The organism is Mycobacterium sp. NGS48 (genome assembly GCF_059812585.1).
Map to the genome: position 1 here is coordinate 26,800 of NZ_JCALCY010000021.1, position 21,262 is coordinate 48,061.

The 21,262-nt window shown below is 66.8% G+C and carries 22 protein-coding genes; 6 read left to right on the forward strand and 16 right to left on the reverse strand.

The annotated features are described in order from the left end of the window. Position 1 precedes the first annotated feature (1 nt). Both AC5Y42_RS21935 and AC5Y42_RS21940 read right to left on the reverse strand, forming a co-directional pair. Positions 2 to 4,507 (reverse strand): ATP-dependent helicase, encoded by a 4,506-nt coding sequence (locus AC5Y42_RS21935; RefSeq protein WP_499900677.1) that lies wholly within the window; start codon positions 4,505 to 4,507, stop codon positions 2 to 4. A 37-nt stretch (positions 4,508 to 4,544) separates the two neighbouring features. Continuing rightward, positions 4,545 to 5,204, reverse strand: a complete 660-nt coding sequence (locus AC5Y42_RS21940) for a TetR/AcrR family transcriptional regulator (protein ID WP_499900678.1) — start codon at positions 5,202 to 5,204, stop codon at positions 4,545 to 4,547. A 135-nt stretch (positions 5,205 to 5,339) separates the two neighbouring features. On the opposite strand from AC5Y42_RS21940, the gene AC5Y42_RS21945 reads away from it, so the two are divergent. From AC5Y42_RS21945 to AC5Y42_RS21955, 3 genes are all read left to right on the forward strand, one after another. Further along, a complete protein-coding gene (locus AC5Y42_RS21945; RefSeq protein ID WP_499900679.1) occupies positions 5,340 to 6,503 on the forward strand; it encodes a methyltransferase in 1,164 nt (387 codons plus the stop codon). Positions 6,504 to 6,588: 85 nt separating this feature from the next. After that, the gene (locus tag AC5Y42_RS21950; protein ID WP_499900680.1) at positions 6,589 to 8,694 is read left to right on the forward strand and encodes a catalase; all 2,106 of its coding nucleotides are present in this window, start codon (positions 6,589 to 6,591) and stop codon (positions 8,692 to 8,694) included. Between the two features lie 10 nt (positions 8,695 to 8,704). Next, positions 8,705 to 9,382 (forward strand): phosphodiesterase, encoded by a 678-nt coding sequence (locus tag AC5Y42_RS21955; protein WP_499900681.1) that lies wholly within the window; start codon positions 8,705 to 8,707, stop codon positions 9,380 to 9,382. Positions 9,383 to 9,389: 7 nt separating this feature from the next. Here AC5Y42_RS21955 and amaB read toward each other — a convergent pair whose 3' ends face one another. Further along, positions 9,390 to 10,904: an L-piperidine-6-carboxylate dehydrogenase gene (gene amaB / locus AC5Y42_RS21960; protein WP_499900682.1), complete on the reverse strand. Its 1,515-nt coding sequence runs from the start codon at positions 10,902 to 10,904 to the stop codon at positions 9,390 to 9,392. A 197-nt stretch (positions 10,905 to 11,101) separates the two neighbouring features. Between amaB and AC5Y42_RS21965 the strand changes: the two genes are divergently transcribed. Beyond that, on the forward strand, positions 11,102 to 11,488 hold the full coding sequence (locus tag AC5Y42_RS21965; RefSeq protein WP_499900683.1) for a hypothetical protein: 387 nt from the start codon (positions 11,102 to 11,104) through the stop codon (positions 11,486 to 11,488). A gap of 10 nt (positions 11,489 to 11,498) precedes the next feature. Here AC5Y42_RS21965 and usfY read toward each other — a convergent pair whose 3' ends face one another. The 4 genes from usfY to AC5Y42_RS21985 form a co-directional block, all read right to left on the reverse strand. Then, complete coding sequence (gene usfY / locus AC5Y42_RS21970) at positions 11,499 to 11,813, reverse strand: protein UsfY (protein WP_499900684.1); 315 nt, start codon at positions 11,811 to 11,813, stop codon at positions 11,499 to 11,501. Between the two features lie 110 nt (positions 11,814 to 11,923). Beyond that, complete coding sequence (locus AC5Y42_RS21975; protein WP_499900685.1) at positions 11,924 to 12,316, reverse strand: hypothetical protein; 393 nt, start codon at positions 12,314 to 12,316, stop codon at positions 11,924 to 11,926. A gap of 39 nt (positions 12,317 to 12,355) precedes the next feature. Then, entirely contained in the window at positions 12,356 to 12,550 is a 195-nt protein-coding gene (locus AC5Y42_RS21980; RefSeq protein WP_499900686.1) for a hypothetical protein, read from the reverse strand. A gap of 94 nt (positions 12,551 to 12,644) precedes the next feature. Continuing rightward, on the reverse strand, positions 12,645 to 12,794 hold the full coding sequence (locus AC5Y42_RS21985) for a hypothetical protein (RefSeq protein ID WP_499891239.1): 150 nt from the start codon (positions 12,792 to 12,794) through the stop codon (positions 12,645 to 12,647). An 83-nt stretch (positions 12,795 to 12,877) separates the two neighbouring features. On the opposite strand from AC5Y42_RS21985, the gene AC5Y42_RS21990 reads away from it, so the two are divergent. Beyond that, complete coding sequence (locus tag AC5Y42_RS21990) at positions 12,878 to 13,315, forward strand: anti-sigma factor (RefSeq protein WP_499900687.1); 438 nt, start codon at positions 12,878 to 12,880, stop codon at positions 13,313 to 13,315. Next, complete coding sequence (locus AC5Y42_RS21995) at positions 13,312 to 14,100, forward strand: RNA polymerase sigma factor SigF (protein WP_499900688.1); 789 nt, start codon at positions 13,312 to 13,314, stop codon at positions 14,098 to 14,100. The genes AC5Y42_RS21990 and AC5Y42_RS21995 overlap by 4 nt, the downstream gene beginning before the upstream one ends. Here AC5Y42_RS21995 and AC5Y42_RS22000 read toward each other — a convergent pair. The 9 genes from AC5Y42_RS22000 to AC5Y42_RS22040 form a co-directional block, all read right to left on the reverse strand. Next, the gene (locus tag AC5Y42_RS22000) at positions 14,071 to 14,526 is read right to left on the reverse strand and encodes an STAS domain-containing protein (protein WP_499900689.1); all 456 of its coding nucleotides are present in this window, start codon (positions 14,524 to 14,526) and stop codon (positions 14,071 to 14,073) included. The two genes, AC5Y42_RS21995 and AC5Y42_RS22000, sit on opposite strands and share 30 nt — an antisense overlap. A 195-nt stretch (positions 14,527 to 14,721) precedes the next feature. Beyond that, positions 14,722 to 15,048, reverse strand: a complete 327-nt coding sequence (locus tag AC5Y42_RS22005) for a hypothetical protein (RefSeq protein WP_499900690.1) — start codon at positions 15,046 to 15,048, stop codon at positions 14,722 to 14,724. Between the two features lie 16 nt (positions 15,049 to 15,064). Next, positions 15,065 to 16,858, reverse strand: coding sequence for an acetyl/propionyl/methylcrotonyl-CoA carboxylase subunit alpha (locus AC5Y42_RS22010; RefSeq protein ID WP_499900691.1), 1,794 nt, complete (start codon positions 16,856 to 16,858; stop codon positions 15,065 to 15,067). Between the two features lie 69 nt (positions 16,859 to 16,927). Beyond that, complete coding sequence (locus AC5Y42_RS22015; RefSeq protein WP_499900693.1) at positions 16,928 to 17,344, reverse strand: SufE family protein; 417 nt, start codon at positions 17,342 to 17,344, stop codon at positions 16,928 to 16,930. Beyond that, the gene (locus AC5Y42_RS22020; protein WP_499900694.1) at positions 17,341 to 18,234 is read right to left on the reverse strand and encodes a sulfurtransferase; all 894 of its coding nucleotides are present in this window, start codon (positions 18,232 to 18,234) and stop codon (positions 17,341 to 17,343) included. The genes AC5Y42_RS22015 and AC5Y42_RS22020 overlap by 4 nt, the downstream gene beginning before the upstream one ends. A 67-nt stretch (positions 18,235 to 18,301) precedes the next feature. Further along, entirely contained in the window at positions 18,302 to 18,529 is a 228-nt protein-coding gene (locus AC5Y42_RS22025) for a hypothetical protein (protein WP_499900695.1), read from the reverse strand. 96 nt (positions 18,530 to 18,625) lie between these two features. Continuing rightward, the gene (locus AC5Y42_RS22030) at positions 18,626 to 19,258 is read right to left on the reverse strand and encodes a Maf family protein (RefSeq protein ID WP_499900696.1); all 633 of its coding nucleotides are present in this window, start codon (positions 19,256 to 19,258) and stop codon (positions 18,626 to 18,628) included. Then, positions 19,255 to 19,503, reverse strand: a complete 249-nt coding sequence (locus AC5Y42_RS22035) for an acyl-CoA carboxylase subunit epsilon (RefSeq protein WP_499900697.1) — start codon at positions 19,501 to 19,503, stop codon at positions 19,255 to 19,257. Before AC5Y42_RS22035 ends, AC5Y42_RS22030 begins: the two co-directional genes overlap by 4 nt. After that, the gene (locus tag AC5Y42_RS22040; protein WP_499900698.1) at positions 19,500 to 21,140 is read right to left on the reverse strand and encodes an acyl-CoA carboxylase subunit beta; all 1,641 of its coding nucleotides are present in this window, start codon (positions 21,138 to 21,140) and stop codon (positions 19,500 to 19,502) included. Before AC5Y42_RS22040 ends, AC5Y42_RS22035 begins: the two co-directional genes overlap by 4 nt. Positions 21,141 to 21,262 lie beyond the last annotated feature (122 nt).

Sequence of the window (21,262 nt, forward strand, 5' to 3'; positions counted from 1 at the left end):
CTCACGTCCGCAGCCGTAGCCCGCGTGGGGTGCGGGTGAACCCGGCATCGGTAAGAGCCGCGTGCACCGGCGAATCGCGCAGCTCCAGCACCGGCACGCCATTGACCCGCTCAATCAGGAGCGAGTCGACACGCCGCATGCCGACCACATCAGCAACGGCGGTGGCTGCCGCGCGGCCGGCCTCGGGGTCGTCGGTGAAACTGAGCAGTGACCGGCCGCCGCGCTCCAAAAACCAGGCCAGCGCGCCGTCCACCAGTACGACGAGCGCACCCGCTTTGCGGCCGGGCCGGGCCGTGCCGTCGCTCGGCGGCCACGGCAGCGCGGCGCCGTACGGGTTGGCCGGGTCGGCGGCGGCCAATACCACCGCCCGGTACTCGGGGCGTTCCGGGTCGACGCCGTCGAGGTAGCTGCGCAGCCGGTCGACCGTGGACGCGACGGCGAACTGGGCGCCGCCCAGCGATTCGACGAAATAGCCGCGCTGGCAGCGGCCGGCGTCTTCGAACGCCGTCAGCACCTTGTAGAGCGTGGCGAACCCACCGGGAACGGCCTCTGCGACCACTGCGCCGCGGGTCAGCACACCGTGGCGGTTTAACAGCAGCTCGGCCTGATAGTGGGCCCGCAGAGTCGAGTCCGGCTCCGGCGCCGGCAGCGCCGACCACCGACCGGCCACCGTCGCGTCGGTGGCGCGCGTCTGAGCGTGCGCGACACTGTAGCGGCTCAGCCGCGGTGGGCGGCGGTTGCGGTGCGCCGGCGCGGAACGTTTGCGGGCGCCCGGGCCGCCGCCGAGCATTGCGCGTACCGGCGCGAAGGTGTCGCCGGTGACCCAGCCGGCCCAAATCAGTTCCCACAGCGCGGCTTTGAGTTCGCCGTCGGTGATCCCGTCACAGAGCTGCCGGAAGAAGAATGCGCCGCCGCGGGCCAGCGTTTCCAGCACTGCGCGGTGGGCGTCGGTGAACTCGATGTCTGTGCCGGCGGGCAGCGTCAACGGCGCTGCGTCGGCGGCGTGGAAGATGATCCAGCCGTCGGAACCAGAGATCGACCCCGCACCCGACCAGATGACTTCTCCCGACGCCAGCAGCTCGTCGAGCATGGCGGGCGAATAGTCGCGCACCCGCGGCGCCAGCACCAGCGGCTCGATTGCCGAGGCCGGCAGCGGGACGCCGGCGAGCTGATCGATGACCGACGCCAGGCCATCCGCGCCCGCGTTAGTCGAAGACCCCACCTGATGCCAGCCCGGCAGGAAGCGGGCATAGGCGGTGGTGCTGACCGGTTCGACTTGCGCGCGCAGCGCTGCCAACGACCGTCGACGCAGAATCCGCAGCACCTCGACGTCACACCACTGGTCGCTGGAGGTATCGGTCGTGAACTCGCCGCGCACCAACCGGCCGTCGACGGCTAACCGGCCCAAAACGTCGCCCGCCACCCGCAGGCCCAGGCCAAACCGCGCGGCGGTCTCGGCAGTGGTGAACGGGCCGTGGGTGCGGGCATAGCGCCCCAATAGTTCACCCAGCGGGTCGGCGACGGTTTCGGTGAAACTGGCCGGCACTCCGACGGGCACCGCCACCCCGACCCCGTCGCGCAGCCGGCCGATGTCCTCGATGGCCACCCACCAATCGCACCCGGCAAACGACACCGGCAGTGCCCGTTTAGCGGTGCGCAGACCTTCCAGCCAGCCGCCCACGTCGGCGCCGCCGGCGCGCGCGCTGACTTCGTCTTCGGTCAGCGGGCCCAGCAGCCGCAGCAGGTCGGCGACCGCCTCGGCGTCGCGGGCGGCCTGGTCATCCGCCAGGTGCTGCAACTGCCGGCCGGTGGCGGCGACGACGTTCGGATCGAGCAGCTCGCGTAGCTCGACACGGCCAAGCAGCTCGGCCAGCAGGGTGGCATCCAAGGACAGTGCGGCGGCGCGGCGTTCCGCCAGCGGGCTGTCACCCTCGTACATGAACGCCCCGACATAGCCGAACAGCAGCGACGCCGCGAACGGCGAAGGTGTTGCGGTCTCGGCCTCCAACACCCGCACCCGACGCTGGGCGATCTGGGCCATCAATGCGGTCAGCGTGGGGACGTCATAGACGTCCTGCAGGCATTCGCGCACCGTCTCCAACACGATCGGGAAGTCCGGGTATTTGCGGGCCACGTCGAGTAGTTGAGCCGCGCGCTGGCGCTGGTGCCACAGCGGAGAGCGGCGACCGGGATGGCGGCGGGGCAGCAGCAGGGCGCGGGCCGCGCACTCCCGAAAGCGCGACGCGAACAACGCCGATCCGCCCACCTCGGCGGTGACGACGGGGTCGATCTCGTCGGCGTCGAAGACGAACAGCTCGGCGCCCGGTGGGTTGTCCGCGGCATCTGCGTCCGGCAGCCGTACCACGATCCCGTCGTCAGAGGCAGTGGGCTTCTCGTCGATGCCGTAGCGTTCGCGCAGCCGGCGGCTCACCGCCAGCGCCAGCGGACCGTGCACCCGCAGCCCGTAGGGGGAGTGCAGAATCACCCGCCAGTCACCGAGTTCGTCGCGGAATCGCTCAACCAACAACGTGGCATCGGTGGGCACCACCGCCGTGGCGGCACGCTGGTCTTCGAGTAGCCGTCGCAGGTTGTCGGTTGCGTAGTCGTTGAAGCCCAAGTCCGCGCAACGCTTCTCGAACGCACCGGCATCCAGGCCGGCCAGCTCACCGGTGAACGCACCGACTGCAGCGCCCAGCTCGGCCGGACGCCCGACATTGTCGCCGCGCCAGAACGGTAGCCGGGCCGGCTGCCCCGGCGCCGGAATCACCAGCACCCGATCGTGGGTGATCTCGGTGATCCGCCAGCTGGTCGCACCAAGAGCGACGACATCTCCGGGCCGGGACTCGTAGACCATCTCTTCGTCGAGTTCTCCTACCCGGGAAGGCGTTTCGGTGGCCAGGTACACCGCGAACAGTCCACGATCGGGAATGGACCCGCCTGAGGTGACCGCCAGTCGCTGGGCGCCCGGGCGGGAGGTCAACATTCCGTTGTCCCGGTCGTAGACCAGCCGTGGCCGCAGCTCGGCGAATTCAGTGGACGGATACTTGCCGGACAGCAGGTCCAGCGTGGCCTCGAAAGCGCTGCGCGGCAGCGTCGCGAACGGCGCGCTGCGCCGGACCGTGTCGAACCAGCGATCGGCGTCAACCGGCTCCAGCGCGGCGGCGGCCACCGTGTGCTGGGCGAGGATGTCCAGCGGGTTGGCGGGCACCCGCATCGCCTCGATCTGCCCGCTGAGCATGCGCTGCACCGTCACCGCGCAGCCGATCAGGTCGGTGCGGTGTTTGGGAAACAGCACCCCCCGAGAGGTCTCGCCGACCTGGTGTCCGGCCCGGCCGATGCGTTGCAGGCCGCTGGCCACCGACGGCGGCGCCTCGACCTGAATCACCAGGTCCACCGCGCCCATGTCGATGCCCAGCTCCAGGCTGGAGGTCGCGACCACCGCCTTGAGCCGTCCGCTTTTGAGGTCTTCTTCGACGACGGCGCGCTGCTCTTTGCTCACCGACCCGTGATGGGCGCGGGCCAGCACCAGCTCGGCGCCGTAGGTCTGGCCGCTGCCCAGCAGCTGGGCCGGTGCACCGCCCGCCACCTGCGGGTTGGCCTCCGCCGGCAGGTCAACGCCCGAGCGCTCGGCGTGAATCTCGTTGAGCCGTGCGGTGAGTCGTTCAGCCAACCGCCGCGAATTGGCGAACACGATCGTCGAGGTGTGCGCTTCGATCAAGTCCACCAACCGGGCCTCGACATCGGGCCAGATGGAGTTGTTCGCCAAGTCGGCCATGTCGGGGACGGGTACCTGCACCGTCAGGTCAAACGTCTTGGCCGCGGCCGGCGCCACAATTGTCGTGGGGGCTGCCCCCGACAAAAACCGCGCGACCTCTTCGGGGGGGCGAACGGTGGCCGACAGCCCGATTCGCTGGGCCGGCCGGGGCAACAGCTCATCGAGGCGCTCCAGTGACAACGCCAGATGCGCACCGCGTTTTGTGCCGGCGATGGCGTGCACCTCGTCGACGATCACGGTCTGCACCCCGGTCAGGGTCTGACGGGCCGCTGAGGTCAGCATCAAGAACAGCGACTCCGGCGTGGTGATCAGCACCTCGGGCGGTGTGCTGACGAGTTGGCGACGGCGTGCGGGCGGGGTATCACCCGACCGCACCCCCACCCCGATCTCCGGGGTGGGCAGACCGCGTCGCTCGGCGACCCGGGCCATTCCGGTGAGCGGCGTGCGCAGGTTGCGCTCGACGTCGACGGCCAGGGCCTTCAGCGGCGACACGTACAGGACCCGGGTGCCGGCCGGCCGCTCGGCCAAGGCGGCCAAGCTGTCGATCGCCCACAGGAATGCCGCCAGCGTCTTGCCGGACCCGGTCGGGGCGATGACCAGTGTGTTATGTCCGTCGGCGATCGCCGCCCAGGCATCGGCCTGGGCGGGTGTCGGCGCAGCGAAGGTACCGGCGAACCAGTCCCGGGTGACCGCGCTGAACCGCGCAAGTGGATCGGCCGGTGTGGTGCTCACTCAGCCATAGTGCCAAGGGACTACGACAACGCGGCGGTCATGAGCGTTTGTCCGGGCCCACCGCTTCGACCAGCTCGGGTGGGATGCCGGGAACCCGGGCAACCGCGTCAAGCAGCGTGTGCGCGCACGCGTCGGCGAGTCGACTCGCTTCGATCGAGGGGTTCATGATCCGCTGTCTGCCCAGCTCGAAGGTGAACGCTATCCAGCCGTGCACGATCACGTGCACGTCCTTCTCGACATCGGGCTCGAGCTGGCTTCCGGGTCCCTCGATATCGCAGATGCGCGACATGATGTGCATCATCAGGCGATTCTTGGTCTCGTCGTCGATGCCCAGCAGCACGGGATCGGTGCGGCCCAGGCCGACATACGCCGCCCAGGAGGAGTGCGGATGCTGTTCGTGGTAGTACATGTACGCGAGCACGCCTGCCCGAACCTCGTCGAACAGCGTCAAGCCCAAGTCGGGAAGGTTGTGGGTGGCGTCGAACAGCCGATCGGCCTCGTCTTTGACCACTGCGGCGAAAAACGCTCGCTTATCCGGGAAATAGTGGTACATCAGCGCTCGCGAAACACCGGCCCGCTCCGCGATCTCGTCGATGCGGACGTCGTCGTAGGGTCGCTGGCCGAAGACCTGCGCTCCGAGGGCTAGCAACTCAGCGCGCCGACTCTCGGGAGATAACCGCCGTCTGGTTGCTGGCATACCGCGATGCTACTTGCACATCCCGTTGCGTCGTTTGCTGCCATCATATTCAGCCGAAACGTCCAATAAACCGGATGCGGGCAAATTTTCCACCACCTGTGCCGGTCGGCACCGGCGAATGGTAAAAGTTAGCCAATGGCACGCCGCGATAAGGGATTGCAGAAGGCCGCCGGTCCATTGATCAGCTACGGGGCACGCGACATTCGGCGTGAGCGGCTGATCATGCGAGTTTTCCAGAGCCCGATAGTCGGTCGGGTGGTTCAGCGCATCGCCGGCCCGCAGCAGATCGTGGAGACCGGGATGGCGTTCTGGTCCTCCCGGCTCGTCCTGACCGCCGTCGAATGCGGTGTTTTCACCGAATTGGCCGAGGGGCCACGGTCGGAAGGGGAGCTGATCGAAGCCTTCGGCTGGCACCCCCGGGCCGCCGGCGACGCGTTGGATGCGCTGGTTGCCCTCGGGCTGCTGCGCCGCGACCGATCGGGGCGGTATTCCAACGCCGCGCGCAGCGCCATATTCTTGGATAGAACCAAGCCGAGCTATGCCGCCGGACTGATGGAGCTGTCCAGCAGACGCCTCTACGCGCTGTGGTGCGGCCTTCCGGATCTGCTGCGGACGGGGCGTCCCGCCGCCGAGGAAGGGCAGGGCGAAGACAAGTTCTTTTCCACGCTCTATCGGGATCCTGCGGCGATGCGGGAATTCCTGACCGGAATGACCGGCGTCTCGACCGTCGAGGCCACCCTGCTGGCTGTCCGATTCCCCTGGAAGCGTTTTCGGACGTTCGTCGACGTCGGCTCGGCCCAGGGGGCACTTCCGGTACGGGTCGCGCTCACGCACCGGCACCTACGCGGCACCGGTTTCGACTTCGCCGCCGTGCAGCCCGTCTTCGAGGAGTACGTCGCGTCGTTCGGGCTCGAGGACCGGATCCGCTTCATCGCCGGCGATTGCCTCGTGGAACCCCTACCACCCGCCGATGTCGTTTCCTTCGGCCATGTGTTCCACGGTTACAACCAGGCCACCCGGCGGGAACTGATCGATAAGGCATATGCCGCGATTCCGCCCGGCGGCGCCGTGATCGTCTATGACGCGATGGTCGATCCCGGCCACCGGCACAACTACGCCAGCCTGCTGTCGAGCCTCAATGTCATGCTCGAGACCCGCGAGGGCTACGAATCCTCGGTTGCAGAGTGTGTCGAAATGTTTCGGGCCCATGGCTTAGTCGACGTCAAGGCGCGCCATCTGATCGGGCCGACCTCGGCGGTGTTCGGATACAAGCCGGGCCAGTTGCCGCGGGCAAACTGACGCCGAGGCGGCGCGCGCCTGTCGGGCGTTTGTCGAAATCGGGTATGGGTACCCAGCCTGCGAATTCCTATCCCGGAGGGACGCGATGGCAGACAAAGACGATGCAAAACAACAGCAGCTAGACCAGTACCGACTCGACCGCAGTACCGGGTACTTGACCACGCAGCAAGGTGTTCGGGTCGACCACACCGACGATGCGCTCAGTGCCGGTGCGCGCGGTCCGACGCTTCTGGAGGACTTTCACGCCCGGGAGAAGATCACTCACTTCGACCACGAGCGCATCCCCGAGCGCGTCGTCCATGCCCGCGGCAGCGGCGCCTACGGCCATTTCGAGCCCTACGACGACTCACTTGCCGAATACACCGCCGCAAAGTTTCTGACCACACCGGGCAAGCAGACGCCGGTGTTCGTACGGTTCTCCACGGTCGCCGGCTTCCGCGGCTCCGCCGACACCGTGCGCGACGTGCGCGGGTTCGCCACCAAGTTCTACACCGACCAGGGCAACTACGATCTGGTCGGCAACAACTTCCCGGTGTTCTTCATTCAGGACGGGATCAAATTCCCTGACTTCGTCCATGCCGTCAAACCCGAACCGCACAACGAGATTCCGCAGGCCCAATCCGCCCACGACACGCTCTGGGACTTCGTGTCGCTGCAGCCCGAGACGCTGCACACCATCATGTGGCTGATGTCGGATCGGTCGTTGCCGCGCAGTTACCGGATGATGCAGGGCTTCGGCGTGCACACTTTCCGGTTCGTCAACGCCAAGGGCGAGGGCACATTCGTGAAGTTCCACTGGAAGCCGAAGCTCGGCGTGCATTCGCTGGTATGGGACGAATGCCAAAAGGTCGCCGGCAAGGACCCCGACTTCAACCGGCGCGACCTGTGGGACGCCATCGAGGCCGGTCAGTATCCCGAGTACGAACTCGGTGTGCAGCTGGTCCCGGAAAGCGACGAGTTCAACTTCGAGTTCGATCTGCTCGACGCGACGAAAATCATTCCCGAGGAACAAGTTCCGGTTCGGCCGGTGGGCAAGATGGTGCTCAATCGCAACCCGGACAACTTCTTCGCAGAAACCGAGCAGGTCGCGTTCTGCACCGCCAACGTGGTGCCCGGCATCGACTTCACCAACGACCCGCTGCTGCAGTTCCGCAACTTCTCCTACCTGGACACCCAGCTGATCCGGTTGGGTGGACCCAACTTCGCGCAGTTGCCGGTTAACCGGCCGGTGGCTGACGTCCGCAACAACCAACACGACGGCTACAGCCAAACCGCCATCCCGAAAGGCAAATCGAGTTACTACAAGAATTCACTGGGTGGTGGTTGCCCCGCGATGGCCGACGAGGGCGTGTTCCGGCACTACACCGAAAAAGTCGACGGTCACAAGATCCGTCAACGGGCCGAGAGTTTCCAGGACCACTACAGTCAGGCGCGGATGTTCTGGAAGAGCATGTCGGCGCCGGAAGCCAAACACATCGTCGCCGCATACGCTTTCGAACTCGGCCATTGCGAAACCATCGAAATCCGATCGCGGGTCGTCGATCAGCTGAACCTGGTCGACCACGACCTGGCCGCCCAGGTGGCCGGCCAGTTGGGTCTGCCCGTGCCAGACGAGCAACCCGTCGACGACAAGATGCCGGCCTCGCCGGCGCTGTCCCAGCTGAACACCGTCACCGACACCATCGAAAGCCGCAAGATCGCCATCCTGGCCGCCGATGGTGTCGACGTGCAAGGCACCGAAGCGTTCATCGAGGCGATGCGGCAGCGCGGCGCGATCGCCGAGGTGCTGGCGCCGATCGGGGGCGGGACGCTGTCCGGTGGCTCCGGCGGCGAACTCGCGGTAGACCGCGCCATCAATAGCGTGGCGTCGGTGCTGTACGACGCGGTGGTGGTGCCGTGCGGACCCGACGCCATCGAAACGCTCTCCGGCGACGGGTATGCGCTGCACTTCGTGACCGAGGCCTACAAGCACCTCAAGCCGGTGGCGGCGTTCGGGGCGGGCGTGAAGTTGCTGCCGAAAGCCGGCATATCCGAGCAGACCGCTGAGAGTACGGATGTGGTCGACGCCCAAGGCGTGCTGACGACAACAGCGGCCGCAGGCGACCTGGCCGACGATTTCTTCGACGCCTTTGCGGCCGCGCTGGCCAAGCACCGGGTCTGGGATCGAGAGACGGATTCGGTGTCCGCTTGAGCTCCTCACCATGAACGTCTCCGACGTTGCTGCAACTCCGTTCCGGTGGGTATCCGCACTGCGCGGTCGTCGCGTCTTCCATCCGGCCGGAGTGTTGGCCACCGGTCGGCTCGAGCGGTCGGCGCCGCGGGACCGCGGGCTGCCGGTCGCGTCGTGTGATGTGGTCGCGCGGGTGTCCAAGGGCGCCGGTACTCCCGGCGCGGTGCCTGATGTCGTCGGCTTGGCCTGGAAGATGCCGCGGTCGCAGTTTCCGCCGACCGGCTGGGATGTCTTGTTGGCGTCGACCGGGGCGCGGGTGCTGCCCCGGATCGGGTTGCGGCCGGTGACGTCGTGGCGCGACGTCGTGCTGTCGAGCCTGATGCCATTGCGGTATCAGCAGCAGTACTGGTGGATCCGTGCCCGGTTGATCACCGAAATCGACGATCGCGGTGTGTCACTGGACAGCATCAGCGATCGCATCGACGACGGCGGTGTGGTATTCGACATCGAGCAAGCCTGTGGCACTGAGGCGTTCGAGTCGCTGGCGCAACTGACGCTGGATCGGTTGAGGCCCGCCGACCAGGTTCACGACGTGGTGTTCGACCCGACGATCCACGCCCCGCAGCAGATCAGACTGGCCCCCGGCTGGCTGACCGATCTCCGTCGCGGCGCCTACGAGCGCAGCCGCGAAGGCCGCGACGCCCGGTGAGCGGGTCTCAGCCGAAGTGCACACCCTGTGCCAGCGGCAGTTGGTCGGAGTAGTTGACGGTGTTGGTGGCCCGGCGCATGTAGGCCTTCCATGCGTCCGACCCGGATTCACGTCCGCCGCCGGTGCGCTTCTCGCCGCCGAACGCCCCGCCGATCTCGGCACCGGACGTGCCGATGTTGACGTTGGTGATGCCGCAGTCCGACCCGTCGATGAAGCGCTCCGCTTCCCGCATGTCGGTGGTGAAAATCGATGACGAAAGCCCTTGTGGGACAGCATTGTTCAACGCGATGGCTTCGTCGAGATCGTCATAGGTCAGCGTGTAGAGAATCGGCGCGAACGTCTCGGTCGCCACGATGGCCGTCGGCGAGGGCATCCGCACTACGGCTGGCGCAACGTAATACGCACCGGGCGGTCCGACATCGTGGCGCTCACCGCCGATCACTTCGCCGCCGTCGGCCCGCGCCTGGTCCAGCGCGCCCACCATGTCGCGGTAGGCGGTTTCGTGGATCAGCGGCCCGACCAAGGTGGCGCTGTCGGACGGATCGCCGATCGACAGCTGACCGTAGGCCGAGACGACACGCTCAAGAACCTCGTCGGCGATCGAGCGGTGCACGATCAGCCGGCGCAGGCTGGTGCAGCGTTGCCCGGCGGTGCCGGCAGCGGCGAAGACGATGGCGCGCACCGCCAGGTCCAGGTCGGCTGACGGCGTCACGATCGCGGCGTTGTTGCCGCCCAACTCCAACAGCACCCGGCCGAACCGCTGCGCGACCCGCGGCCCGACCCGCTGACCCATCCGCACCGAACCGGTCGCCGACAGCAGCGCGATCCGCTCGTCGTCGACCAATTGCTCGCCGACCTCAGGACCACCCATGGCCAGGCGGCTGGCTTCGGGTGGCGCACCGACATCGCCGGCCGCGCGTTCAATCAGCGCCTGGCAGGCCAGCGCGGTCAACGGGGTCAGTTCCGACGGCTTCCACACCACGGTGTCGCCGCACACCAACGCCGCCGCGATGTTCCAGGCCCACACCGCAACCGGGAAGTTGAACGCGGTGATCACACCCACCACGCCGAGCGGATGCCAGGTCTCCATCAGCCGATGGCCCGGCCGTTCAGAAGCGATGGTGCGGCCGTACAGCTGACGCGACAACCCGACGGCGAACTGGCAGACGTCGATCATCTCCTGCACCTCGCCCAGCGCCTCGGCGGTGATTTTGCCGGTCTCGACGGTCACCAGGGTGGCGAGTGCTTCCTTGTGCGCGGTGAGCAACTCGCCGAGGCGCCCCACCAACGCACCACGCACCGGCGGCGGGGTGGCACGCCACGCCGGAAAGGCCCGGGCGGCAGTCGCGACCACGCTTTCGACATCGTCGGTCTGGGCGACCGTGAACAGTACCTCGCCGGTGATGGGAGTGCTGGCCGGCATGCCGGAGCCGCCGGGCTCGCCAAGCGTCGGCGAGGCGCCGATAGCGGCCAATGCCCGGTGCACCCGGATGCGCAATTCATCGGCGGTGGGCAGTGTCATCGGGCGGTCTCCTATGCGGTTGCGTCGTAGCGCGCGGCGCCGGTCGGCAAGGACGTTTACCCCCTCCGACCACTGGGTATAACCGCTCCCGCGCGTGAGCGCGGCGGAGCCGGGATGGCTGACTACGACCGGATGTAACTGATGCGACCGATCGGACGATGGATCTAGAGCAGCCGAACGCAGGATCGAGGTTCAGGATGCAGATATCGCGCCAACGGTCACGTGGCGACCATATCGAGCAGCATGACGGCGACATTGGGTCAGCCGTCCGATTCGCGGTGTTGGCGGGAGCGGCCGCGGTGGCTTTTTTCATCGTGGCCGCCTTGTGGGTCAGCACCTGTACCGGTCCGCTGGCTGTCGACACCGCGGCGTGCGGCGCGCCGCAGCGCACATTGTTGGCGTTCGGGGCACCGGCGATACTGCTGGCCGGCGGGTTTTGGGCATTCCTGCGCACCTACCGCGTGTGGCGTGATCGTCGAACCTGGTGGGCTTGGCAGGGCGCCGGATGGTTCCTATTGGTGCTGATGGTTCTGACGCTGACGATGGGCGTCCCGCCGATCGTCGGCCCCGCCTTGGCCGGCTGAGGGCGTCGACTTAGGTCGCGGGCTGGTGCGGTCGGCCGTCGCGGTTCGCAACCTGCCACTGCTCGTCGATGCGGACCACGCGGCGACGCTCCACGACGAACCACAGCGCCCCGGTTGTCGTGCCGAGCACGGCGACGAGCACTGTCGTGCCGAGCCACTCGTAATGCTGGTAAGCGGCGGCTGCCGCGGTGCTGATCATCCCGGCTACCGCGACGGCTAAGAGGATAAATCCGGGCCAGAACAGGTTGTCCTTCATGGAGATACCAGCGTGGGGCTGGGTGGTACGGAAGTGATCGCTCGGATCGTGATGCCTGTCTCCCATCATCGCGCCTTCCGTCGTAGGACGAGACAAACACAATGCTACTCACGCGACACTGGACGGACCTGGCGAAATGCGGGTCGTCGGCGCTGACCGGAGGCGCAGCCTCGATGGGGTCAGCGCGAGCCGACCTCGTCGCGGGCGAACAGTTCGGGCACCATGATCGCCCCCACCGTTGTCACGAGCCACACCACGACCGTTGTGGCAACCCAGGATGGCGTGTCGGGGATGTCGAGCCCGCGTGTCACAGCCGCGGCAACGATCAACGCGACCACGGTCAGTGCCAGGCCGGTGGCCCCCAGCAGCAGCGACGCATAGGCGCGTGGCAACCTCAAAATCCACCAGGACAGGATTGCCTGCGCTACCGAGAACACCACTATGGCGACGACGAACCCCGACACCGACACTGAAACACCCGGCACCACCCACGCAGCCACCAACAGTCCAATCGCCCACGCTCCCAGCAGCACGACAGCTCGCAGCAGAACTCGCCGGATAGTGACGCTCATGGCAATAAGCCTAAGTCCCGCGGCGCAGCCGGTGGAGGCTTACTGCCGGTACTCGTCGCGGTCGTCATCGTCGCCGCCGACGATTTCCTGATGCTGCTCTTGCCAGTCGGAGGTATTGGCCTCTACCGGCGGGATTTCGCCCTCCAGCACGCTCGGCACGGGTGTGGTTTCCTGGTCCTGCTCGACGGCATCGGCGACGGGAACTTCGTCGGACCTGTCGTCGCGGTCGTCCATCACATTCTCCTGGGTTTTGATCGCCGCAGCGAAGGGGTATCAAGTCTGCACAATGATCACTTCGACGGCATCCAGCAACGATGCGAAAACTCGGCTACGCCAGCATCGGGGACAGGATCACAAACGCGATCACGTAGATTCCCACTGCGACCAGAATCAAGACGACCAGCGTGATAACGGCGATCAGCGCAGTGCGCCGAAGTCGGCGCGTGCGGGGAGTTTCCGTTGTCTCAGCCTCGTCCATGGCGGCTGGAATACCCGGCGGTGGCCATGACTAACCGGCTCCAACGCGGGGGTAGTCTCAGTCGAACCATGCCGGGAGGGCAGATGACCACTACCGATGTGCCGGGCAACACCCAGCAACGGAGTGACCGCGCCATTGAGCTTCGGGTCGCCGCACGCTTGGAGAACCTTGCCGTGCTGCGCACCCTGGTCGGCGCGGTCGGCACTTTTGAGGACCTCGACTTCGACGCAGTCGCCGACCTTCGGCTGGCGGTGGATGAGGTGTGCACCCGGTTGATCCGGTCTGCCGCCGACAACGCGTCGTTGATGCTGGTGGTCGATCCGCGCGACGACGAGTTGGTGGTGCAGGCGTCGGCAGCCTGCCAGACCGCGGAGGTGGTGACCCCGGGGAGCTTCAGCTGGCATGTGCTGACCTCGCTGGCCGATGATGTGCAGACATTCCACGACGGGCGAGCCCAAGACGGATCCGGCGGGGTGTTCGGCATCACGCTGACTACGCGACGGGCGGGCTCCGCCAGGTGACACCGCGAGCTGTCGGCGGTTCGAGCTCGAGGCCCAACGAATACGCCGACGTTCCCGACATGTTCCGTGAACTGGTCAGTTTGACGGCCGATTCCGCGGAATCCCAGCGTCAGCGGGACAAGATCGTCGAACGGTGCCTGCCGCTGGCCGATCACATCGCCCGGCGGTTCGAGGGCCGGGGCGAACCACGCGACGACCTGGTCCAGGTTGCGCGGGTCGGGCTGGTCAATGCCGTCGTCCGCTTTGACGTCGAAGCGGGGTCGGACTTCGTCTCGTTCGCGGTGCCGACCATCATGGGCGAAGTTCGGCGCCATTTCCGGGACAACAGTTGGTCGGTCAAGGTGCCCCGACGGCTCAAGGAGCTCCATCTACGGCTGGGCACCGCTACCGCCGACCTTTCACAGCGGCTGGGCCGCGCACCCACCGCGACGGAGTTGGCCGAAGAACTGGACATGGACCGCACCGAGGTCATCGAAGGCCTGGTGGCCGGCAGCTCGTACAACACGCTGTCCATCGACAGCGGCGGCGGCAGCGGTGATGAGGACGCCCGTGCCATCGCCGACACGCTCGGCGATGTCGACACCGGCCTGGAGCGAATCGAGAACCGTGAATCGTTGCGCCCGTTGCTGGATGCGCTGCCCGAACGTGAGCGAACGGTGTTGGTGCTCAGGTTCTTCGACTCGATGACGCAGACGCAGATCGCCGAGCGCGTCGGCATCTCACAGATGCACGTGTCTCGGCTGCTCGCGAAATCGCTAGCGCGCCTGCGGGATCAGCTGGAGTGACCGCTGCGGCTCATCGTCGGTGGCCAGGTCGGCCGCCGCCGAATCCGTGGTCGGCAGTGTTTTGTCCGGATCGCAGATCCGCAGCAACCGGGAAACCGCTGGGCCGGGCACGACGGCCCATTCCACATCGGCACCCGCACACCTGACGTTGATTGTGTGCAGGGCTGAAAAACCTGCTGTGCCAAAGAATTCCAGGCCGGTCAAGTCCACGATCACTCGCTTGGAATGAGCGGAGCAGCGCTGGACATAATTGGCGAGCTGATTGGCGTTGGACGCGTCGAGTTCACCGTACGCACCGATTACGGCGACCGACGACACCCACTGAGCAGTGAATCGGACGGTGTGGTTTTCCCACGGTTGAGACGGAAATACGCCGTCTGGCGCAGCGGTGCTGCGCTCAACGCGTCTGTTGTTGGCGGAAGACATGGTGACTCCATCAGTCGACGAGTGTTCGTGCTGTGGATCACGTCAGGCGGTTGTGATGCCCCTCGCGGCGGGCGGCCGCGCCTCCCGCACGTCTTTGACGCTTTTCCGGGCGGCTGTTAACTCAACCTGGTGATGAACATTACTCCCGCCGTGCCGGGTCGACAACGACCTGAGAGCGATTCTCAGAAACCCTGGTCACTGGGGTTTCGCCGGCAGTGTCATGGCGAAGCGCCGCACCGACGCGCTGCCCGCGGCCGCCGCCTGGTCGTGGGCTGCGCGGGTTCGGGTGCTGATCTCACCGGTCGCCGGGTCGAGCCTGATTTCGACCAGCATCTCGCCCGTCGTCGGTTCGCATACCGCCCACGTGTAGCAGCTGTCCGATGTCCAGTGGACGGCACTGCGCTCGATGTAGTCGGGGTCGGTGACGCCGAGCTCGGCCAGCACCGGTCGGTCGTCGATCCGGTCGTCCGCGCGGAGTGCTCGCAGATACCATGTGCCGGCATTGATTTCGACTGGGTCCATCTGGCCGCCTGCCGAGCTACTTGATCTCGGCGAGCACCGTGCCCTGGGTGATCGCGGCACCGGCCTCGACGGCCAGCCCGGTGATCGTGCCGTCCTTGTGCGCGGTGACCGGGTTCTCCATCTTCATCGCTTCCAGCACCACGACCAGGTCACCGGCAGTCACTTCCTGGCCCTCTTCGACGGCGACCTTGACCACTGTGCCCTGCATCGGCGCGGTCACCGCGTCACCGGAGGCGGCGGCGCCGGAAAGAGCGCCACGCTTGCGCGGCTTGGGCTTCTTGCGAATGACGCCCGCCGTGTCGCCACCACCGTTGGACAACGCCAGATCGGCCGGCAGCGACACCTCGAGGCGGCGGCCGCCGACCTCGACGACCACCTTCTGGCGCGGACGGGCATCCTCGTCGTCGAGCGGCTCGCCGCCGGTGAACGGTTCGATCGTGTTGTTCCATTCGGTCTCGATCCAGCGGGTGTGCACCGAGAAGCCGTTGTCGTCGCCGATGAAGGCGGGGTCGGCGACCACCGCGCGGTGGAACGGGATGACGGTGGCCAGCCCCTCGACGTGGAATTCGTCCAGCGCGCGGCGGGCTCGTGCCAGCGCCTCCTCACGGCTGGCTCCGTAGACGATCAGCTTGGACAACATCGAGTCGAACTGACCGCCGATCACCGAACCGGCTTCGACGCCGGAGTCCAGCCGGACACCGGGCCCGGTGGGGATGTCGTACCGGTTGACCGGGCCGGGCGCCGGCAGGAAGCCGCGGCCGGCGTCCTCGCCGTTGATCCGGAACTCGATGGCATGCCCGCGCGGGGTCGGGTCTTCGGTGATGTCCAGCTTTTCGCCGTTGGCGATCTTGAACTGCTGTAACACCAGGTCGATGCCGGCGGTCTCCTCGGTAACGGGGTGTTCGACCTGCAGCCGGGTGTTCACCTCGAGGAACGAGATCAGCCCGTCCTGGCCGACCAGGTATTCGACGGTTCCGGCACCGTAGTAGTGGGCTTCCTTGCAGATCCGCTTGGCCGACTCGTGGATCTCCTTGCGCTGCGCGTCGGTCAGAAACGGCGCCGGCGCCTCCTCGACCAGCTTCTGGAAGCGCCGCTGCAGCGAGCAGTCCCGGGTGCCGGCGACGACGACGTTGCCGTGCTGGTCAGCGATCACCTGCGCCTCGACGTGGCGGGGCTTGTCCAGGTAGCGCTCCACGAAGCATTCGCCGCGGCCGAACGCTGCGACGGCCTCGCGGGTGGCCGACTCGAACAGTTCGGGAATCTCCTCGATGGTGCGGGCGACCTTCATGCCCTTGCCGCCGCCGCCGAAGGCGGCCTTGATCGCGACCGGCACGCCGTACTCCTGGGCGAAGGCCACCACCTCGTCGGCGTCCTTCACCGGATCGGGAGTGCCGGGCACCAGCGGGGCCTGGGCGCGGGCGGCGATGTGGCGGGCGGTGACCTTGTCGCCGAGATCGCGGATGGACTCCGGGCTCGGACCGATCCAGATCAGGTTGGCGTCGATGACCGCCTGGGCGAAATCGGCGTTCTCCGAAAGGAATCCGTAGCCGGGATGAATGGCGTTGGCGCCGGACTTCGCGGCGGCCTCCAGGATCTTGTCGAACACCAGGTAGGACTCCGCCGAGGTCTGCCCCCCGAGCGCGAACGCCTCGTCGGCCAGCCGCACGTGCGGCGCGTCGGCGTCGGGTTCGGCATACACCGCGACGCTGGGCAGGCCGGCGTCTTTGGCCGCCCGGATCACCCGGACCGCGATCTCCCCGCGATTGGCGACGAGAACCTTGGCGATCTTCGAGCTGGCATGACTAGGCACTGCGCCTCCTGTATGGCTGGACGTCTGTCGCTCTTTAAGAGATTTTCTTACAAGTATGTCGGGGAAAGTCTAAGGCTCGCGCAGCCGCCGCTTGATCCGGGCCAGGATCGCCGACATGCCGCGCAACCGCAGCGGGCTGATCAGGGCCGCCAGCCCCAGATCGGCGTAGAAATCATCGGGCACCGCCAGGATGTCGGCCACGGGCTGCTCGTCGAGCCCGGCGGCCAGGATCGAGGCGAATCCGCGAGTCGTGGGGGACTCGGCGGGCGCACTGAAATGCAGTCGGACCCGGTCGGGGTCATGAGCGTCGACGTGCAGGAACAGCGGGGTTTGGCACTCGGGCACCGGTTCCATGGCCGCCTCTTGCAGATCGGCCGGCAATGCCGGCAGGTCATTGGCGAATTCCAGTAACAACTGCAGCTTGTCCTGGCCCTGGACTTCGGCGAAGTCGGACACCACTTCGGCCAGCGGTGCGGGCATGCTCATCGGACCGGTACGGCTCCTGGCTTTTCGCCGGCGACGATCGGCACCCGCACGGTGTTGCCCCATTCGGTCCAGGAGCCGTCGTAGTTACGCACACCAGGGATGCCGAGCAAATGCGTCAGCACGAACCAGGTGTGGCTGGACCGTTCACCGATGCGGCAATACACGATCGTCTTGTCATCTGGCTCGATGAACCCGTAAAGCTGCTCGAGCTCCTCGCGGCTGCGGAACCGGCCGCTGTCATCGGCGGCTTTAGCCCACGGAATCGACACCGCGCTGGGAATGTGGCCGGCCCGCAGCGCGCCCTCCTCGGGATAGTCGGGCATGTGGGTGCGCTCGCCGGTGTACTCCTGTGGCGAGCGGACGTCGATCAGCGGGCCAGAACCCAACGCTGCTAAGACGTCGTCTTTGTAAGCGCGGATCGGTGCGTCATTGCGTTGCACGACGGGATAGCCGGTCGACGTCTTGGTCGGGACATCCAGCGTGGTCTCCCGGCCGTCGGACAGCCACAGGTCGCGCCCGCCGTTCAGCAGCCGGACGTCCGGGTGGCCGAACAACGTGAAGACCCACAGCGCGTACGCGGCCCACCAGTTGCTCTTGTCCCCATAGATCACCACGGTGTCGTCGCGCGAAATACCCTTGCGGTTCATCAAGTCGGCGAACTGCTCGCCGGTGATGTAGTCGCGCACCCGGGGGTCGTTGAGGTCGGTGTGCCAGTCGATCTTGACTGCGCCGGGGATATGACCGACGTCGTAGAGCAGTACATCCTCGTCGGATTCGACGATCACCAGGCCGGGTTTGCCCATGTTGCCGGCCAGCCAGTCGGCGGTGACCAACCGTTCCGGGTGGGCATAGGCGCTCAGGGTGGGGCTGGGATCTGCTGGTAGCGGCACGGCATTGAGCCTACCGTCGTGGATTTCACGGCGTAGCAGGCACCAAGACCTCGACGCGTCGCCGGAGTCAGACGCTCAGCGCCACCTCGTAGGCCACCGCGAAGCGGCGGGCGTCCGGCCTCGGCCGGAACAGCGCGCCGCCATTGGGGCACCAGCTGACCACTCGCAGAAGTCGCTTGCCCGGCGACAACTGATCTCGCACAACGTTGGTCAGTGCGGCTCGGAGTTGTTCGGTGTCGTAGCGGTCGATATCCCGCGACACGGGCACGTTCCACATGGTCTCTTCCACCGGCATGGGTCCAGTGTCGCCGCCAATACGCCGAAGCTAAGCAACCATTTCCGGTGTGTCTCGGCTCGGAGCGGTCGCGGTTGTATCTCGGTCAGGTCTCGATCAGCGGCTCGACCACAGGGCGCTGACCGATAACCCGACGCGCTGCAACAACCGGCGGGTCAACGGCAGGCTGATACCGATGACGTTCGACGGATCGCCCTCGATCCGGTCGACGAACCAGCCACCGAGCCCGTCGATCGTGAAGCCGCCGGCGACACGCAGCGGCTCGCCGCTATCGACGTACGCTTGCAGGTCGTCTTGGTCAGGCATAGCGAAATGCACTGTGGTGCACAGTGGTTCGACTTCGCATGCGGTGATGGCGCCGTCGTGCAGGCGGGCCAGGCAGTGACCAGTGTGCAGCCGGCCGGACCGGCCGCCCATCGAGTGCCATTGGGCTTGTGCAGCATCGGCCGAGCCGGGTTTGCCAACCAGCCGGCCATCGACTTCCAGCATCGAATCACAGCCGACGACAACACAATCCGCGGCGATGGAAGCCTCCAGGTCATTGACCACCTGCTCGGCCTTGGCTCGCGCCAGCGCGCAGACCACCTCAGCGGGCGAGGCATCCGATGGCAGCCCGGCCACGACGGCGTCCTCGTCGACGCCGGAGACCACGACCAGCGGCTCGATACCGGCCTGGCGCAGCACGGTGAGCCGGCCGGGCGAGGCGGACCCGAGCACCAGACGGGTCATCGGCGCATGTGCGTCCGCTCCAGCAGCGTGACCCGCTGCCAGCTGTACACCGGGTAGCGCAGCTTGTCGATCGGCAAGCCCCACCGGCTGCGCTGAGGCTGCACCGCCTCGGCCGCGCCGCCGCCGGCGCTGCCCAATACCGCGATCAGCGCGGCCAATTCCTCGTCGGTCGGGTTGCCCTTGAGCACCGCGATGTGCGGCTCGTGTGCATGCTCCTGGTCGCTCATCTCGTTCCCGTCGGTCACAGCGGAATGTTCCCGTGCTTCTTGGGCGGCGTCTGGGCGATCTTGCGTTCCAGCAACCGCAGCGCGGTCGCCACGTAGCCGCGGGTGTGCGACGGCGGAATCACCGCGTCGACATAGCCTCGCTCGGCGGCGACGTAGGGGTTGACCAGAGTGTCCTCGTACTCCTGCTGCAGCTGTAAACGCAGCGCATCGACATCCCGGCCGTCCTCGCCCGCTTCCTTCAGCTGCTGGCGGTAGACGAACCCGACCGCACCTGAGGCGCCCATCACCGCAATCTGCGCCGTCGGCCAGGCCACGCAGACGTCGGCGCCCATATCCTTGGAGCCCATCACGCAGTAGGCACCGCCGTAGGCCTTGCGGGTGATGACGGTGATCTTGGCGACGGTGGCCTCACCGTAGGCGTAGAGCAGCTTGGCGCCGCGGCGGATGATGCCGTTGAACTCCTGGCCGGTGCCCGGCAGAAAGCCCGGCACGTCGACCAGCATGACGATCGGGATGTTGAAGCAGTCGCAGGTCCGCACGAAGCGGGCCGCCTTCTCCGAGGCGTTGATGTCCAGGCAGCCGGCGAACTGGGTGGGCTGGTTGGCCACGATTCCGACCGGTCGCCCGTCGACGCGGCCGAACCCGATCACGATGTTCTGCGCGTAACCGGCCTGCACCTCGCAGAACTCGTCGTCGTCGAGGATTCGGGTGATCACCTCGTGCATGTCGTACGGCTGGTTCGGCGAGTCCGGAATCAGCGTGTCCAGCTCGATGTCCTCAACGGTGAGGTTGTCCTCGATGGCGCCGTCGGGAACCGGCACCGGGTAGCGCGGCGGGTCGGTGAAGTTGTTGGGCGGCAGGTAGCTCAGCAGCTCGCGGACGTAGTCGAAGGCGTCTTGCTCGCCGGAGGCCACATAGTGCGCCAGGCCGGACTTGGCCATGTGGGTGTGCGCGCCGCCCAACTCCTCCATCGTGACGTCCTCACCGGTGACCGTCTTGATCACGTCCGGGCCGGTGATGAACATCTGGCTGGTCTGGTCGACCATCACGACGAAGTCGGTCAGCGCAGGGGAGTAGACGTGCCCGCCGGCGGCGGCGCCCATGATCAGCGAGATCTGCGGGATCACACCCGAGGCTTGGATGTTGCGGTGAAAGATCCGGCTGTAGAGCCCCAGCGAGACGACACCCTCTTGGATGCGCGCGCCGGCGCCGTCGTTGATGCCGATCAGCGGGCGGCCGGTCTTGATCGCCAGCTCTTGTACCTTGACGATCTTCTCCCCGTACACCTCGCCGAGGCTGCCGCCGAACACCGTGACGTCCTGGCTGAAGACACACACGTCCCGGCCGTCGATCGTGCCGTAGCCGGTGACGACGCCGTCGCCGACCGGCCGCTTCTCGCCCAGCCCGAAGTTGGTGCTGCGGTGCTTGGCCAGTGCGTCGAGTTCGACGAACGAGTCCTCGTCGAGCAGCGCGGTGATGCGCTCGCGGGCGGTCAGCTTGCCCTTGGCGTGCACCTTCTCGACTGCGGCCTCACCGACCGGATGCAGCGTCTCGCTGGCCCGCTTGCGCAGTTCGGCCAGCTTGCCCGCGGTGGTGTGGATGTCGATCTCGTGCTCAGCGGCCGCTTCGACATGGCTCTCGGAAACGCTCGTCATGGGTGACGAGCTTAGCCGCGCTGGATCGGTGGGCCGAATCCGACACCGACGGCATCGAGTGTGCGCTGACGGCGTCGAGTGTGTATCCAGGGCGGCAATTTTGCGGGCGGCTTCAAGGGATC